Raw genomic sequence first — 17,009 nt, 5'->3', positions numbered from 1 at the left:
ACATTCCGAACCCGGAAGCTAAGCCTCACAGCGCCGATGGTACTGCAGGGGGGACCCTGTGGGAGAGTAGGACGCCGCCGAACTAATTGTTAAGGAAAAGCCCCGTGCCATTCGGCACGGGGCTTTTCTGCGTTTGCAGACGGTTCGCACACCTTCAGTCGCGTACGAGACGGGAGGGGCCGGTCGGGGTATGTGCGCGCGCAGCACAGTTCACGCGGTGACGAGGCGCGAAGCAGCCGGCGATGCCATCAAGATGGCGAGCACGGACATGCCCCGGGCGGCACCGTACCCGACCCGACACCTGTCGGAGACGGCGGAAAGCCGCCCGACGAGCGCAGACGGCCACCCTCCCTTCATCGCGCTCCCGGACAGGCACTGGCCTTGACGTCGGCGTCAACGTCTACCGTCATAGGCATGCGCATCGGAGAGCTCGCGGCCCGCGCCGGTACGACCACGCGGACGCTCAGGTACTACGAGTCGCGCGGGTTGCTCCCCGCGCGGCGCGGCGGCAACGGCTACCGCACCTACGACGAGGCGGACCTGCGCGCGCTGCGCCAGATCCGTACGTTGCAGGACTTCGGGTTCGACCTGGAGGAGACCCGCCCCTTCGTGGAGTGCCTGCGCGCAGGCCACCCGGAGGGCGACTCCTGCCCGGCGTCCCTCGCCGTGTACCGCAACAAGCTCACCGAACTGGACGCGCTCATCGCCGAGTTGACCGCCGTACGAGCGAAGGTCGGGGCGCAGTTGCAGCGCGCCGAGCAGGCGGTCCAGGCGCTGGCCGCGGAGGCCCCCGCGCCGCGCTGCGAACTCAGCGAGCAACGACGACACCGACAAGAGGAGTAACGAGATGCGGGACGTGACGGACGCCGACTTCGACGAGCAGGTGCTCAAGGCGGAGCTCCCCGTACTGGTGGAGTTCACGGCCGAGTGGTGCGGCCCGTGCAGGCAACTGGCCCCGGTGCTGAAGTCGATCGCCCAGGAGGAGAAGGACCGCCTGGACGTGGTGGCGATCGACGTGGACGCCAACCCGGAGACGGCGGCGAAGTACAACGTGCTCTCGATGCCGACCCTGATGGTCTTCAAGGAGGGGGAGCCGGTCTGGTCCCGCGTGGGAGCGAGGCCGAAGCGCCGCCTGCTCGAGGAATTGTCGGGCACCGTCTAGAAGCCACCTGGAAACCCGGAACGGCTTGGAATTACCCCCTGCCCGGGGTATATTCGGTGTTTCTGTGTGCCCACAGAAAAGGCCCCTCACCGGGGGCCAACTAAACACACCGTACCGGGCAGGGAGCAGTTTTGTCAAGCCGGGAATCCGCCGCACCGCAGAAAGAACTGCAAAAGGAACAGGAATTCATCGACCGGCTCTACGCGCGGGTCGACGCGCTGCGCGGCGCCGCCGCGGACTCGGTCACGGACGCCTTGACGCCCGTCGGCACAGGTCAGCAGGCCCGCCTGGAGCGCGACCTGCTGGTCGTGGAGCGCTCGGGCCTGCTCGCCGCGCTGAACGCGGTCGACGGTTCGCTGTGTTTCGGCCGTATCGATCTCACGGACGGCGTGACGCACCACATCGGCCGTATCGGAATCAGGGACGACGACACGGAACACACCCCGATTCTGATCGATTGGCGCGCGCCGGTGGCCCGCCCGTTCTATCTGGCGACGGGCCACGTCCCCATGGGATTGCGCCGTCGCCGCCACCTCACCACCCACGGTCGCACGGTCACGGAGCTGCACGACGAGATCCTGGACCTGGGCGACGACGAGCGCACGGGCTTCGAGGACCCGAGCGGCGACGCCGTACTCCTCGCCGCGCTGAACTCGGCCCGCACGGGCCGCATGGGCGACATCGTGCGGACGATCCAGGCGGAGCAGGACCGGATCATCCGGCACGACCACAGGGGCGTCCTGGTCGTGGAGGGCGGCCCGGGCACGGGCAAGACGGCGGTGGCGCTGCACAGGGCGGCGTTCCTGCTGTACGAGCACAGGGAGCTGCTCGCGAAGCGGGCGGTGCTGATCGTGGGCCCGAACCCGGCGTTCCTCTCCTACATCAGCGAGGTGCTGCCGGCGCTGGGCGAGACGGGCGTGTTGCTCGCGACGGTCGGCGAGCTGTTCCCGGGGGTCCACGCGACGGCGAAGGACACGGCGCGGGCGGCGGCGGTCAAGGGCGCGGCACACATGGCGGAGGCGCTGGAGCGAGCCGTCCGGGACCGGCAGCAGATCCCCGAGCCGGGCGCCCCGCTCGTCATCCGGCACGACGACGGCGATCTGATCCTGGACTGGGAGATCGCGTACGAGGCCCGGCAGGCGGCCAGGGACACAAGGCTGCCGCACAATTTGGCGAGGCCGCACTTCGCGTTCAGGATCCTGGACGCGCTGACGGCGCAGCTCGCGGAGCGGATCGGCGCGGACCCGTACGGCGGCCCGAACTTCCTGGGCCCGGACGACCTGGCCCAATTGAGCAAGGGCGTGGCGGCGAGCGCGGAGGTGCACGCGGCGATCGAGGAGCTGTGGCCGACGCTGACGCCGGAACGAGTAGTGGCGGAGTACTTGGCGGACCCCGTACACATCGAGGACGACGAGGCGGAGGCGATCCGCAGGGCGGCGACGGGCCCGGCGGACTGGACCCCGGCGGACGTACCGCTGCTCGACGAGGCGGCGGAGCTGCTGGGCCACGACGACTCGGCGGAGCGGGCGGCGGCGGAGGCGGCGCGGCAGGAGAGGATCGCGTACGCGCAGGGTGTGCTCGACCTGTCGAAGGGCTCGGAGACGTACGAGTTCGAGGACGAGGACGAGTCGGAGGTGCTCGCGGCGCACGACATCGTCGACGCGGACCGGGTCGCGGACTGGTACGAGGAGGAGGACCACCGCAGCGCGGCGGAGCGGGCGGCGGCGGACCGGACGTGGGCGTTCGGGCACATCATCGTGGACGAGGCGCAGGAGTTGTCGCCGATGGCGTGGCGGCTGCTGATGCGGCGTTCGCCGACGCGCTCGATGACGCTGGTCGGCGACCCGGCGCAGACCGCCGAGGAGGCGGGCGTCGGGGCGTGGGACAAGATCCTCGCGCCGTACGTGGAGGACCGCTTCGAGCACACGCGGCTCGGGGTCAACTACCGTACGCCGTCCGAGATCATGGACGTGGCGGCGGCGGTGCTGCGCGAGGCGCACCCGGAGTTCGTACCGCCGTCCTCCGTCCGGTCGACGGGCGTACGGCCGTGGCGCCGGGCGGTGACCGGTGACATCGCGTCGGCGGTGGCGGAGATCGCGGCGGCGGAGACCCCCACCGAGGGCCGCTTGGCGGTGATCGCACCACGCGGTCTCCGCGAGGCGCTGGCCGCGCGGTTGCCCGGCATCTCGGCGGAGGCCGAACCGGACCTGACCAGGCACCTGGTCCTGCTGGACCCGCGTCAGGCGAAGGGTCTGGAGTTCGACCGGGTCATCGTGGTCGAGCCGGGCGAATTCGGGCTGAGCGACCTGTATGTGGCGCTGACCAGGGCGACGCAGACCCTCGGGGTCGTGCACTCGGGGGAGCTGCCTTCGGCGCTCCAGCGGCTCGCCGTAGCGGATTAGGAGGTATGGCGGGGAACTGCGCCGTCGTGGCTGGTCGCGCAGTTCCCCACGCCCCTCAAGGCCTCAAGGCCTCACGGCCTCAACCACACCGTAGCCAGCGGAGGCAACGTCAGCCTGATGCTCGCGGGACGCCCGTGCGCCCCCACGTCATCGGGCTTGACCGGCTCGGGATTCCCCACGCCCCCACCCCCGTACCGCACCGCATCGGTGTTCAGCACCTCGTGCCAGGCTGGCACATCCCCCGGCACCCCCAGCCGGTACTCCTGCCGCACCACGGGCGAGAAGTTGGAGACGGCCAGCAACGGGTTCCCGTCGGCGTCGTGCCGCAGGAACGCGAAGACGTTGTCCTCGACGGCGTCCCCGGCGATCCATGAGAACCCGGCCGGGTCGGTGTCCCGTTCCCACAGGGCCGGCGTCTCCCGGTACGCGGCGTTGAGGTCGCGCGTCAGATCCCGCACCCCGCGATGGTCGGCCTCGGCGCCGTACTCAGGGTCGAGGAGCCACCAGTCGGGCCCGCGCGCCTCGGACCACTCGGCGCCCTGCGCGAACTCCTGCCCCATGAACAGGAGCTGCTTGCCGGGGTGGGCCCACATGAAGCCCAGATAGGCCCGGAGGGTGGCGCGCTGCTGCCACCAGTCGCCGGGCATCTTGCTGACCAGGGACTTCTTCCCGTGCACGACTTCGTCGTGGGAGATGGGCAGCACGTAGTTCTCGCTGTAGGCGTACACCATCGAGAAGGTCATCTCGTGGTGGTGGTACTTGCGGTGCACGGGCTCATGGGCCAGATAGTCCAGCGAATCGTGCATCCACCCCATGTTCCACTTCAGCCCGAACCCGAGCCCGCCGAAGCCGCCGGGCCCGATGTGGTGGGTCGCGCGGGTCACCCCGTCCCAGGCGGTGGATTCCTCGGCGATGGTGACGACGCCGGGGACGCGCCGGTACAGGGTGGCGTTCATCTCCTGGAGGAAGGAGACGGCGTCGAGGTTCTCCCGGCCGCCGTGCTGGTTCGGCGTCCACTGCCCGTCCTCGCGCGAGTAGTCGAGGTAGAGCATGGAGGCGACGGCGTCGACGCGGAGCCCGTCGATGTGGAACTCCTCGCACCAGTACAGGGCGTTGGCCACCAGGAAGTTCCGTACTTCGTTGCGTCCGTAGTCGAACTCCAGCGTGCCCCAGTCGGGGTGGGCGGCGCGCAGCGGGTCCTCGTGCTCGTACAGGGGCCGTCCGTCGAACTCGGCGAGCGCCCAGTCGTCGCGCGGGAAGTGGGCGGGGACCCAGTCCATGAGGACGCCGATGCCGGCCTGGTGGAGGGCGTCGACGAGGAACTTGAAGTCGTCGGGGGTGCCGAGCCGGGCGGTGGGCGCGTAGAACCCGGTGACCTGGTAGCCCCAGGAGCCGCCGAAGGGGTGCTCGGCGACGGGCATCAGCTCGACATGGGTGAACCCGAGGTCGGCGACGTACCGCGGCAGCTCCTCGGCCAGTTGCCGGTAGGTGAGGCCGGGCCGCCAGGACGGCAGATGCACCTCGTAGACGGAGAACGGTGCCTCGTGCGCGGGCCGTTCGCCGCGCGCCCGCAGCCATTCGTCGTCGTGCCAGACGTGGTGCGGGACGTGCACGACGGAGGAGTTCGCCGGTGGTACCTCGGTGCGGGTGGCGAGCGGGTCGGCGCGCTGGGTCTTGCTGCCGTCGGGCCGGGTGATCTCGTACTTGTACAGCTCGCCCTCGCCGATGTCGGGGACGAACAGTTCCCAGATCCCGGAGGAGCCGAGGGAGCGCATGCTGTGGGCGGCGCCGTCCCAGTAGTTGAAGCCGCCGACGACGCGGACGCCGCGCGCGTTGGGCGCCCAGACGGTGAAGCGGGTGCCCTGGATGCCCTGGTGCTCCATGACGCGGGCGCCGAGCGCCGTCCACAACTGCTCGTGGCGGCCCTCGCCGATGAGGTGGAGGTCGAGTTCGCCGAGGGAGGGCAGCAGGGAGTAGGCGTCGGCGATGCGCTGGACGGTGTCGCCGTAGGTGATCTCCAGCGTGTACGGGGAGGAGGCGGGGGACGCGGGGGCGGACCAGGCGGCCTCGGGCGGGAGCAGCGCGGAGAAGAAGCCGTCGCCGTCGTCGTGCAGCTCGGTGCGCAGGCCCTCCGGGGTGGTGACGGTGACCTTCTCGGCGTAGGGGCGCCACGCGCGGAAGGCGATGCCGGTGGCGACGGGGTGGGCGCCCAGGACCGAGTGCGGGTCGTGATGGGTGGCCGAGAGGAGGCGCTCGCGGTCGCTCTGCGGTACGCAGCTGCTGACCTCGGGCGGGTGTTCGGTCGGGCGGCGGGTCACGGGCGGGGCCTCCTTGTTAGCCGTTAGCCGTTCTGCCGGTGGTGCCGTGCGTGGGGGCGGGGTCGGGGTCAGGGCCGCTCTGCCAGGCGGGCCAGTGCCGCCATCGGCACGGGCAGCCAGTCCGGCCGGTGCCGGGCCTCGTACAGGGCCTCGTACACCGCCTTGTCCGTTTCGTAGGCCCGCAGCAGGACGGGCTCGGTGCGCGGGTCGCGGCCGGAGGCGGACGCGTAGCCCGCGCAGTACGCGGCGCGGCAGGCGTCGGACCACTCGGGGTTCCAGGGGCGGTGCGAGCGGGCGGCGTAGTCGAAGGAGCGGAGCATCCCGGCGACGTCGCGGTGCGGGGGGTGCGGCATGCGGCGCTCGGCGAGGGGGCGGGACGGTTCGCCCTCGAAGTCGATGAGGCGCCAGAAGCCGGAGGGGTCGCGCAGGCACTGGCCGAGGTGGAGGTCGCCGTGGACGCGCTGGGCCCGCCAGGTGCGGCCCTCGGCGGCGAGGTCGGCGAGCGCCTCGAACGCGGTGCGCAGGCCGGGCACGTAGGGGTGGAGCGCGGGGACCTGCTGGGCGGTGGTCTCCAGGCGGCGGGTCATCGTCGCGGCGAGCTGTTCGAGCTGGACGCGGGTGTAGGTGACGGTGGGCAGCGCGCGGGCGAGGGCGGTGTGCACCTCGGCGGTGGCGCGGCCCAGTTCGCGGGCCTCGGCGGTGAAGTCCCGCTGCTCGACGAGGTGCTTGAGGGCGAGGTCGAAGCCGTCGGCGGCGCCTGCGAGGTAGGGCTGGAGCACGCCGAGCGTGGTCTCGCCGTCGGCGCTCTCGTACCAGGCGACGGGGGCGGGGACGCGGTCGCAGCCCTCGTGGGCGAGCGCGAGGGGGAGTTCGAGGTCGGGGTTGGTGCCGGGCAGGACGCGGCGGAAGACCTTGGCGATGAGCGCGTCGCCGTAGACGACGGAGGAGTTGGACTGTTCGGCGGCGAGCGGGCGGGGCGTGAGGTCGTCGGGTATTCGGCCGTCCGGCTCGCGGTGGAAGCTCAGTGCGCCGAGGGTGCCGGGCAGGCGGAGGCGTTCGAGGAGGACGGCGGTCTGGCGCGGGTCGTGCAGGGCCTCGTACGCGGTGCGGCCGGTGAGGGGGCCGCGGGTGATGTGGCCGATGATCGCGGGCGCGAGGTGCGGGGGCAGGGCGTCGGCGGTGCCGATGAGGAGCTGGTAGCAGTCGCCTGGGCCCTCGTCCGCGGGGGGCTGGTGGGCGCGCAGCAGTAAGTGCAACAGCGTCGCGTCGGGCCGCAGTTCGGTGACCGAGTCGAGGGTCAGCTCGGTGACCGGGCGGCCCTTCCCGGCGAACCACCGCTGGCGCGGCAGCCACTCCCGCAGCAGCGGGTCGAGGGAGCTGAGCAGCTCGGAGTGGCCCAGTGTCGATGTGGCGGGCCGGGCTGCGGTTTCCGACATGGCGTCGCGTCCTTCCCCCGGGGTGCGCCGGGAGGTGCGCGCGGGCCCGGGTGCCGAGATGCTGTTACGAGGAGCTGCTGCGAGGACGAGCTGCCCGGAGACGGGGACGTGCCGGGTATGCGTGTAGGAGTGCCCCGGGCGCGGGGAGGAAAACCGGAGGATTCGGCTCTCCCGCCCCGGGCCCCGGGGCGTGCGGTGTCGGGTCGGCGGACGTCAGTCCTTGCGCAACCGGTACCAGTAGAAGCCGTGCCCCGCCAGGGTGAGGAGGTAGGGCAGTTCTCCGATGGCCGGGAAGCGGACGCCGCCGATCAGCTCGACCGGGTGCCGTCCCGCGAAGGCCTGGAGGTCGAGTTCGGTGGGCTGGGCGAAGCGCGAGAAGTTGTGCACGCACAGCACCAGGTCGTCCTTGTACTCGCGCAGGAAGGCGAGCACGGCCGGGTTGGACGAGGGCAGTTCGGTGTACGAGCCGAGGCCGAACGCCGGGTTCTGCTTCCGGATCTCGATCATGCGGCGGGTCCAGTGGAGCAGTGACGACGGCGACGACATCGACGCCTCGACGTTGGTGACCTGGTAGCCGTAGACCGGGTCCATGATCGTCGGCAGGGAGAGCCGGCCGGGGTCGCAGGAGGAGAAGCCGGCGTTGCGGTCCGGCGTCCACTGCATCGGGGTGCGCACCGCGTCGCGGTCACCGAGCCAGATGTTGTCGCCCATGCCGATCTCGTCGCCGTAGTACAGGATCGGCGATCCTGGCAGGGAGAGCAGTAACGCGGTGAACAGCTCGATCTGATTGCGGTCGTTGTCAAGGAGAGGCGCGAGCCGCCGCCGGATCCCGATGTTGGCTCGCATCCGCGGATCCTTGGCGTACTCCGCGTACATGTAGTCGCGTTCCTCGTCGGTGACCATCTCCAGCGTCAGCTCGTCGTGGTTGCGCAGGAAGATGCCCCACTGGCAGCCGGACGGGATGGCCGGGGTCTTCGCCAGGATCTCGGAGACCGGGTAGCGGGACTCGCGGCGCACCGCCATGAAGATGCGCGGCATCACCGGGAAGTGGAACGCCATGTGGCACTCGTCGCCGCCGGAGGGGAAGTCACCGAAGTAGTCGACGACGTCCTCGGGCCACTGGTTCGCCTCCGCGAGCAGGACGACGTCCGGGTACTGGGCGTCGATCTCCTTGCGGACCCGCTTGAGGAACTGGTGCGTCGCCGGGAGGTTCTCGCAGTTCGTCCCCTCCTCCGCGTAGAGGTAGGGCACGGCGTCGAGGCGGAAGCCGTCGATGCCGAGATCGAGCCAGAAGCGCAGGGCGGCGAGGATCTCCTCCTGCACGGCCGGGTTCTCGTAGTTGAGGTCCGGCTGGTGGGAGAAGAAGCGGTGCCAGAAGTACTGCTTGCGGACCGGGTCGAAGGTCCAGTTCGACGCCTCGGTGTCGACGAAGATGATCCGCGCGTCCTGGTACTGCTTGTCGTCGTCGGCCCAGACGTAGTAGTCGCCGTAGGGGCCGTCGGGGTCGGTGCGCGACTGCTGGAACCACTCGTGCTGGTCGCTCGTGTGGTTCATGACGAAGTCGATGATGACGCGCATGCCCCGCTGGTGGGCGGCGTCCACGAACTCCACGAAGTCGGCGAGGTCACCGAACTCGGGGAGGACGGATGTGTAGTCCGAGACGTCGTAACCGCCGTCGCGCAGCGGTGACTTGAAGAACGGCGGAAGCCAGAGGCAGTCGACGCCCAGCCACTGGAGGTAGTCCAGTTTGGCCGTGATGCCCTTGAGGTCACCGACACCGTCGCCATTGCTGTCCTGGAAGGAGCGGACGAGCACTTCGTAGAAGACGGCACGTTTGAACCAGTCAGGGTCCCGGTCCTTGGCAGGGGTGTCCTCGAAGGTGTCCGGAACGGGCTCATTCATGATCATGGGGTGGGTGACCCTCCGAATCCCTGTGTCAGAGAATTCATCGCGGCGTGGACGGTCGCAGGACGGTGAAGACGTGCGCGGGCGTCCGGCCCGGTTCCAGGCGCACGTAGTTCGACCTGCCCCAGTGATGGGTGGTACCGGTCAGCTCGTCGTGCACGGTCATCGCGTCGTGCCAGCCGAGCCCGAGGTGCGGCATGTCCAACGAAACGGTCGCCTCCTGGGTGTGGTGCGGATCGAGGTTCACGACCACCAGAACCGTGTTCGAACCGGTGCGTTTCGAGTACACGATCACCGCGTCCTTGTCGGCGTGGTGGAAGTGCACATTGCGCAGCCCGCGCAGCGCCGGACTGCGGCGCCGGATGTCGTTCAACGCGGTGATCAGCGGGGCGATCGTGCGCCCCTCACGCTGGGCCGACTCCCAGTCCCGCGGCCGCAGTTCGTACTTCTCGGAGTGCAGATACTCCTCACTGCCGGAGCGTAGCGGAGTGTTCTCACAGAGTTCGTATCCGCTGTAGACGCCCCAGGACGGCGAGAGGGTTGCGGCGAGGACGGCGCGGAGTTCGAACGCCGGGCGGCCGCCGTGTTGGAGGAACTCGTGCAGGATGTCCGGGGTGTTGACGAAGAAGTTGGGCCGCATCACGGCCGCTGTTTCGCCTGCCAACTCCTGTACGTACTCGGTGATCTCTTCCTTGGTATTGCGCCAGGTGAAATACGTGTAGGACTGCTGGAAGCCGATCTCGGCGAGCGTCCGCATCATCGCGGGACGGGTGAACGCCTCGGCCAGGAAGATCACGTCGGGGTCGGTGCGGCCGATCTCCCCGATCACCCGCTCCCAGAAGACGACCGGTTTCGTGTGCGGATTGTCCACGCGGAAAATACGCACCCCGTGCGCCATCCAGTGGCGGAGCACCCGCACCGTCTCCGCGACGATGCCCGGCATGTCGCGGTCGAAGGCGATCGGATAGATGTCCTGGTACTTCTTCGGCGGGTTCTCCGCGTACGCGATCGTGCCGTCGGCCCGGTGGTGGAACCACTCGGGGTGCTTCTCCACCCAGGGGTGGTCCGGCGAGCACTGGAGGGCGAAGTCGAGCGCGATCTCCAGGCCCTCGGCGCGGGCTGCCGCGACGAAGCGGTCGAAGTCGTCGAGCGTGCCGAGGTCGGGGTGGATCGCGTCGTGGCCGCCCTCCGCCGAGCCGATCGCCCAGGGCACGCCGACGTCGTGCGGGCCTGGCGAGAGGCTGTTGTTCGGGCCCTTGCGGAACGTCGTGCCGATGGGGTGGATCGGCGGCAGGTAGACGACGTCGAAGCCCATCGCCGCGATGGCGGGCAGGCGGCGCGCGGCCGTGGCGAACGTGCCGCTGACCGGCGGCTTTCCCGGCTCGACCACGGCGCCCTCGGAGCGTGGGAAGAACTCGTACCAGGCCCCGTACAGGGCGCGCTCGCGCTCCACCAGGAGCGGCAACTGCTCGCTGGACGTGACCAGTTCGCGCAGGGGGCGTGCGGAGAGGACCGCGTCGACGTCGGGGGTGAGCGCGGCGGCGAGCCGGGTGGCGGCGGGTTCGCCGGTGTCACGGAGCGCGGCAGCCGCCTGCAGAACCGTTTCTCGCTGGGGTCCCGCCAGGTCCGCCGCGGCGCGTTCGTGGAGCGCCGCGCCCTCCTCGAGGACCAGTTCGGTGTCGATCCCGGCGGGGATCTTGATCTTCGCCGCGTGGCGCCAGGTCGAGACCGGGTCGCTCCACGCCTCCACCGCGAACGTCCAGGCGCCCTCCGCGTCCGGGGTGACCTCCGCGCCCCAGCGGTCGGTGCCGGGGGCCAGCTCGCGCATCGGCGTCCAGGGGCCGGTCCTGCCGTCGGGGCCGCGCAGGACCACGTTCGCGGCGACGGCGTCGTGACCCTCGCGGAAGACGGTGGCCGTGACCTGGAACGTCTCCCCGACCACCGCCTTCGCCGGACGGCGGCCGTGGTCGACGACCGGGCGCACGTCACGGACGGGTATCCGGCCGATGGTCACCTCGACGGGCGGCGGCGCGGGCGCCTTGCGCCGGGCCGGTGCCTTGCGCTGGGCCGGTGCTTTGCGCGCGGCGGACGCCTTGCGCGGGGCCGGGGTCTTCGGCGCCGGGGGCTTCTTGGCGGCGGTGCCGTCGGTGGCCCCCTTGGTGCGGGTGCGCGGCGCCGGCGGCACGCTCGCGGGGGCCGGGGCCTTGCCGGGTGGCGTCTTGTCTGAGGACGTCGGGGTGGGGCGCTGTGCGGGCATGACCGCTCCTGTCCGCGGGATCGGGGGTTGCGGAGACGACGTTCGGAGATGGTCCGTGCGAGGAGTGGCGCGTCGGTGCCGCTGCGGTGCCGCGCCGCTGTCGCGACGGTGCATAAATGCGTGCCTGGGGGAGCCTTCCACACTCTTCGGGCGAACAATCCGGTGCTGCGTTAACTACTCGCGCGTAAGGGAGAACACGCCACCCGTCCCGGCTCTCGAGTCGGGACCGGCTCATGGAATCCCCTTCTCGTCGCGGACAGTTGACCGGCAGGAGCCGTCGGCGTGCGGACCGATCGATACGAGTACCCCGCCCGGGGAAGCTTGCACGCACGTCTTCGCGGCCGACCGTGCCGCCTGGCAGCTTTACGCGCGGTGCCACGTGCCACAAGTTGTCCGAGGGGGCGGAACCGGCCATACCGCTCACGGTGGGACGCGTGTGCGCGAACACCCGCACAGTGCTGCGCGTTGCCGGTGGGGCGTGCGAGCCTGGACGCATGTCGATCATCCACCACACCACGCTCAAGCCGACCAAGCTCGAACTCCTCACCGCGTGGCTGCCGGAGCAGCCCTGGTACGAGGGGTCCGGCGCGCCCGAGCTGATCCGCTCCGGCGGGTTCCGGCTGGACGACCCCGCCGGGGAGGTCGGCATGGAGTTCATGGTCGTCACGGACGTGTCCGGGGCGCGCCCGGTGGCGTACCACGTACCCCTGGCCTACCGGGGCGCCCCGCTGCCCGACGCGCCCGGCGCCGCGCTCGTCGGCACCCTCGTCCACGGCGTGCTCGGCCAAAGATGGGTGTACGACGGGGCGCGTGACCCGCTGGTCCGCGCCCAGCTGGCGGCGCTGCTGAGGGGCGAGGTCCCGGCGCACGCCCAGAGCGTGGACGGCGCGCTCGACCCGACGGTGCACGCCCGGCTCGATCCCGGCGCGCCGGCTTCACCGGAGATCGTGCGGGTACTGGAGCCCGGCGGTTCCGCACCCGGCACGGTGGGCGAGGTCAGCGCGGAATGGCGGCGCCCGGACGAGAGCGTGGTGCGGGGGGCGTTCGTCGTGGTGCGCTGAACCACCCCGGCGGCGCGGGGAGCCCGCACCACTCCGGCGGCGCGGGTGAGCCCGTGCGCCGTGGCCCGTGGAGCCGCCGCCGACTACCGTCGGGGATGACGTACGGGACGCACGAGGAGGTACGTCCCGCAGCGGTGCGTCCGGCTGCGCCCCGACCGACCCGACCGCCCCGACCGTCCGATGCCCCCGCTGCCCGCGGGAAAGGGGAACCGTGAAGGCCATCCGTCGTTTCACCGTCCGTCCGGTCCTGCCCGAACCACTCGCCCCGCTGCACGATCTGGCCCGCAATCTGCGCTGGTCGTGGCATGCCGGAACCCGTGACCTGTTCGCTTCCGTCGACCCGGGGCACTGGGCCGCGTCCGGTGGTGACCCGATGCGGCTGCTGGGCGGCGTGGCTCCGGCCCGGCTCGCCGAGCTCGCCGCCGACGAGGCGTTCCTCGCCTCCCTCCGCGAGGTCGCCGACGACCTGCGCGGCTACCTCCAGGGCGACCGCTGGTACCAGACCCAGGCACAGACCCAGGCGCAGGCGGACGGCCTCCCCGCCGCCGTCGCCTACTTCTCGCCCGAGTTCGGCATCACCGCCGCGCTGCCGCAGTACTCCGGCGGCCTCGGCATCCTCGCGGGCGACCACCTCAAGGCCGCCAGCGATCTCGGGGTGCCGCTGATCGGCGTAGGGCTGCTCTACCGGCACGGGTACTTCCGGCAGTCGCTGTCGAGGGACGGCTGGCAGCAGGAGACCTACCCGGTCACCGACCCGAACGAGCTGCCGCTGTCCCTGCTGTGCGAGCCGGACGGCAGCCCCACCCACATCGCGCTCGCGCTGCCCGGCGGCCGCAAGCTGCTCGCGCGTGTGTGGCAGGCGCAGGTCGGCCGGGTGCCGCTGCTCCTGCTCGACTCCGACGTGGAGGAGAACGACCCGCACGAACGCGACGTCACCGACCGGCTGTACGGGGGCGGCAGCGAGCACCGACTGCTCCAGGAGATGCTGCTCGGCATCGGCGGCGTACGGGCGGTGCGCGCGTACTGCCGGCTCACCGGGCACCCCGCCCCCGAGGTGTTCCACACCAACGAGGGGCACGCCGGGTTCCTCGGCGTCGAGCGCATCGCCGAACTCGCCGCGGACGGACTCGACTTCGACGCCGCGATCGAGGCGGTCCGCGCCGGGACCGTCTTCACCACGCACACGCCCGTCCCCGCGGGGATAGACCGCTTCGACCGCGAGCTGGTCGCCCGGCACTTCGGCGGCGCCGCCGAGCTGCCCGCGCTCGACGTGAACCGCATCCTCGGCCTCGGCATGGAGACGTACCCGGGCGGCGATCCGAACGTCTTCAACATGGCGGTGATGGGCCTCAGGCTCGCCCAGCGCGCCAACGGCGTCTCCACCCTGCACGGCTCGGTCAGCCGGACCATGTTCGCGGGCCTGTGGCCGGGGTTCGACCCCGAGGAGGTGCCGATCGCCTCCGTGACCAACGGGGTGCACGCCCCGACCTGGGTGGCGCCCGAGGTCTTCCGGCTCGGCGCCCGCCAGATCGGCGAGCGGCGCACCGAGGACGCCATGTCGGTCGGCGGCTCGGACCGCTGGGACGCGGTCGGCGAGATCCCCGACCGGGACATCTGGGAGCTGCGGCGCGAGCTGCGCGGCCAGCTCGTCGACGAGGTGCGCACCCGGCTCGCCGCGTCCTGGCGGCAGCGCGGCGCGTCCGGCGCCGAGCTGGGCTGGATCGACTCGGTCCTCGACCCGGACGTCCTCACCATCGGCTTCGCCCGCCGCGTCCCCTCGTACAAGCGGCTCACGCTGATGCTGCGCGACCCGGACCGGCTGATGCGGCTGCTGCTGGACGAGGAGCGGCCCGTGCAGATCGTCGTCGCGGGCAAGGCGCACCCCGCCGACGACAGCGGCAAGCGGCTCGTGCAGGAGCTGGTGCGGTTCACCGACGACCCGCGCGTGCGCCACCGCATCGTCTTCCTGCCCGACTACGGCATGGCGATGGCGCAGAAGCTCTACCCGGGTTGCGACATCTGGCTCAACAATCCGCTGCGCCCCCTGGAGGCGTGCGGCACGTCCGGGATGAAGGCGGCGCTCAACGGCTGTCTCAACCTGTCGGTCCTGGACGGCTGGTGGGACGAATGGTTCGAGCCGGACTTCGGCTGGGCGATCCCCACCGCCGACGGCACGGCCACCGACGAGCACCGCCGCGACGACCTGGAGGCCGCCGCGCTCTACGACCTCCTGGAGCGCCGGGTCGCGCCCCGCTTCTACGAGCGCGGGCCCGAGGGGCTGCCGGACCGCTGGATCGAGATGGTCCGCCAGACCCTGACCCACCTGGGCCCGAAGGTCCTCGCGGGCCGGATGGTCCGCGAGTACGTGGAGAAGCTGTACGCGCCCGCCGCCCGCGCCGACCGGGCGCTCACCCCGGACGCGGCCCGGGAGCTGGCGGCGTGGAAGGCGCGGGTCCGCGCGGCCTGGCCGCGGGTCGCGGTCGACCACGTCGAGGCGGAGACGGCCACGGCGGCGGAGCTGGGCGCGACCCTCTCCCTGCGCGTCCGCGTCGCCCTCGGCGATCTGGACCCCGACGACGTCGAGGTGCAGGCGGTGTCGGGGCGCGTCGACGCCGAGGACAGGATCGCGGACGCGCACACGGTCCCGCTCAAGCCGGTCGCGGGCCCCGACGAGGGGGGCCGCTGGTCCTACGAGGGCCCCCTCTCCCTCGACCGCACGGGACCGTACGGCTACACGGTCCGCATCCTCCCGTCCCACCGCCTGCTGGCGTCGGCGGCGGAGGCGGGGCTCGTGACCGTGCCCTCGGAGGCGGTCGGCGAGGGCGCCGGGGTGCTTATGCGCTGACACACGACGGCGCCCGGACCGCGTGGGTCCGGGCGCCGTACGTGCGGTGCGGTGGTTACTTGACGTTCACGGCCGCCCAGGCCGCGCCCACGGCCTTGTACTCGGCGGAGGTCGAGCCGTACAGGGCCGAGGCCGCGCTCAGGGTGGCGGTGCGGGCCTTGGCGTAGTTGGTGGTCGACGTGAAGTACGTCGTCAGCGCCTTGAACCAGATCTTCTCGGCCTTGGAGCGGCCGATCCCGGTGACGGTGGAGCCGTCCGCGGTCGGGGAGTCGTAGGAGACGCCGTTGATCGTCTTCTTTCCGCTGCCCTCGCTGAGCAGGTAGAAGAAGTGGTTGGCGATGCCCGAGGAGTAGTGGACGTCGACGTTGCCGGCGCCGCTCTTCCAGGCGTCCAGCGAGGCGCCGTCCTTGCTGGGCTTGTCCATGTAGCGCAGCGGGGTGCCGTCGCCGTTGATGTTGATCTTCTCGCCGATGAGGTAGTCGCCCGGGTCGGCGGAGTTGTTGGCGTAGAACTCGACGGCCGTGCCGAAGATGTCGGACGTCGCCTCGTTCAGGCCGCCGGACTCACCGCTGTAGACGAGGCCCGCGGTCGCCGACGTGACGCCGTGGCTCATCTCGTGCGCGGCCACGTCGAGCGAGGTGAGCGGGTTCTTGTTGCCCGTGCCGTCGCCGTAGGTCATGCAGAAGCAGCTGTCGTCCCAGAACGCGTTGACGTAGGCGTTGCCGTAGTGGACGCGGGAGTAGGCGCCCTTGCCGTCGCCCTTGATGCCGTTGCGGCCCTGCACGTTCTTGTAGTAGTCCCAGGTCACCTGGGCGCCGTAGGCGGCGTCGACCCCGGCCGTCGCGGCGTCGGTGGTCGTGCCGTTGCCCCACACGTCGTCGGCGTCGGTGAACAGCGTGCCCTTGCCGGACGTGCCGTTCTTGAGGTTGTACGTGGAGTGGCCGCCGCGGGTCGCGTCCGTGAGGGAGTAGGACGTGCCGGACTTGGTGGTGCCGATCGTGACGGTGCCGCTGTAGCGGGACTTGCCGGTGCCGGTCTGGACCGTGTCGAACTCGAAGATCTTCTTGCCGGTCGCCGCGTCGGTGATGGTGTGCAGCTTGCTGGGCGTGCCGTCCTCGTGCGTGCCGGCGACGACCTTCTCGTAGGCGAGTCTCGGCGTGCCGCTCGCGGCCCAGACGACCTTGCGGGCGCCGGACGGGGCGGCCTTGAGGGTGGCGCCGGCGGTGGCCACGTCGAGGGACTTGGCGGTGGCGCGGGTCACGCCCTCGCGGACACCGGACTTCGACTCGTGGACGACCAGGTCGCCGCCGAGGACGGGAAGGCCGTCGTAGGTCCGCTCGTAGCGGGTGTGGGTGGTGCCGTCGCGGTCCTTGACCACATCGCGGACGACGAGCTTCTCCTTGGAGCCGAGCTTCAGCTCCTTCGCCGTCTCCGCGGTCCTCGCGCTCGCGTCCTTCACGAGGTCGGCGCGGGCCGACGCGGTCAGGGCCAGGGGGGCGGCCGAGGGGGCCGGGGTCTGGGCGGTCGCGGTGGTGGCGGTGAAGGACCCGGCCACCAGGGCACCGGCGGCGACGGCCGTGGCGAGGGAGAGGGCGGTGCGACGGGATATGTGGGAGGTCACGA

Annotated in this window: 10 protein-coding genes and 1 rRNA gene; 6 read left to right on the top strand and 5 right to left on the bottom strand. The window is 71.2% G+C overall.

Going from position 1 to position 17,009, the window contains the following annotated elements; translation table 11 throughout:
- The 4 genes from rrf to ABZ877_RS06885 all read left to right on the top strand — a co-directional run.
- Nucleotides 1-83: ribosomal RNA gene (gene rrf / locus ABZ877_RS06900) — 5S ribosomal RNA — on the top strand; the annotation flags it as partial.
- A 331-nt stretch (nucleotides 84-414) separates the two neighbouring features.
- Nucleotides 415-843, top strand: coding sequence for a MerR family transcriptional regulator (locus ABZ877_RS06895; protein WP_361065531.1), 429 nt, complete (start codon nucleotides 415-417; stop codon nucleotides 841-843).
- 4 nt (nucleotides 844-847) lie between these two features.
- A complete protein-coding gene (gene trxA / locus ABZ877_RS06890; protein WP_361065528.1) occupies nucleotides 848-1,162 on the top strand; it encodes a thioredoxin in 315 nt (104 codons plus the stop codon).
- Nucleotides 1,163-1,329: 167 nt separating this feature from the next.
- A complete protein-coding gene (locus ABZ877_RS06885; protein WP_361065574.1) occupies nucleotides 1,330-3,564 on the top strand; it encodes an AAA family ATPase in 2,235 nt (744 codons plus the stop codon).
- Nucleotides 3,565-3,635: 71 nt separating this feature from the next.
- On the opposite strand, the gene glgB is transcribed toward ABZ877_RS06885, so the two are convergent.
- The 4 genes from glgB to ABZ877_RS06865 all read right to left on the bottom strand — a co-directional run bounded on the left by glgB (nucleotide 3,636) and on the right by ABZ877_RS06865 (nucleotide 11,480).
- The gene (gene glgB / locus ABZ877_RS06880; protein WP_361065525.1) at nucleotides 3,636-5,882 is read right to left on the bottom strand and encodes a 1,4-alpha-glucan branching enzyme; all 2,247 of its coding nucleotides are present in this window, start codon (nucleotides 5,880-5,882) and stop codon (nucleotides 3,636-3,638) included.
- A 68-nt stretch (nucleotides 5,883-5,950) separates the two neighbouring features.
- Entirely contained in the window at nucleotides 5,951-7,318 is a 1,368-nt protein-coding gene (locus tag ABZ877_RS06875; RefSeq protein WP_361065522.1) for a maltokinase, read from the bottom strand.
- A gap of 213 nt (nucleotides 7,319-7,531) precedes the next feature.
- Nucleotides 7,532-9,226 (bottom strand): maltose alpha-D-glucosyltransferase, encoded by a 1,695-nt coding sequence (treS, locus tag ABZ877_RS06870; protein WP_361065519.1) that lies wholly within the window; start codon nucleotides 9,224-9,226, stop codon nucleotides 7,532-7,534.
- Nucleotides 9,227-9,263: 37 nt separating this feature from the next.
- Complete coding sequence (locus ABZ877_RS06865; protein WP_361065516.1) at nucleotides 9,264-11,480, bottom strand: maltotransferase domain-containing protein; 2,217 nt, start codon at nucleotides 11,478-11,480, stop codon at nucleotides 9,264-9,266.
- A gap of 494 nt (nucleotides 11,481-11,974) precedes the next feature.
- Between ABZ877_RS06865 and ABZ877_RS06860 the strand changes: the two genes are divergently transcribed.
- Both ABZ877_RS06860 and glgP read left to right on the top strand, forming a co-directional pair.
- On the top strand, nucleotides 11,975-12,541 hold the full coding sequence (locus tag ABZ877_RS06860; RefSeq protein ID WP_361065512.1) for a 1,4-alpha-glucan branching protein: 567 nt from the start codon (nucleotides 11,975-11,977) through the stop codon (nucleotides 12,539-12,541).
- A 211-nt stretch (nucleotides 12,542-12,752) separates the two neighbouring features.
- Complete coding sequence (gene glgP / locus ABZ877_RS06855) at nucleotides 12,753-15,386, top strand: alpha-glucan family phosphorylase (protein WP_361065510.1); 2,634 nt, start codon at nucleotides 12,753-12,755, stop codon at nucleotides 15,384-15,386.
- 55 nt (nucleotides 15,387-15,441) lie between these two features.
- Here the strand turns inward: glgP and ABZ877_RS06850 are convergent, their stop codons facing one another.
- Nucleotides 15,442-17,007 (bottom strand): M4 family metallopeptidase, encoded by a 1,566-nt coding sequence (locus ABZ877_RS06850; RefSeq protein ID WP_361065507.1) that lies wholly within the window; start codon nucleotides 17,005-17,007, stop codon nucleotides 15,442-15,444.
- Nucleotides 17,008-17,009 lie beyond the last annotated feature (2 nt).

The sequence above is a fragment of the Streptomyces sp. NPDC046939 genome, from assembly GCF_040644575.1.
Classification (GTDB): Bacteria; Actinomycetota; Actinomycetes; order Streptomycetales; family Streptomycetaceae; genus Streptomyces.
Note: the sequence above shows the minus strand (reverse complement) of the source record. Positions and strands in the feature narration are given on the sequence as shown.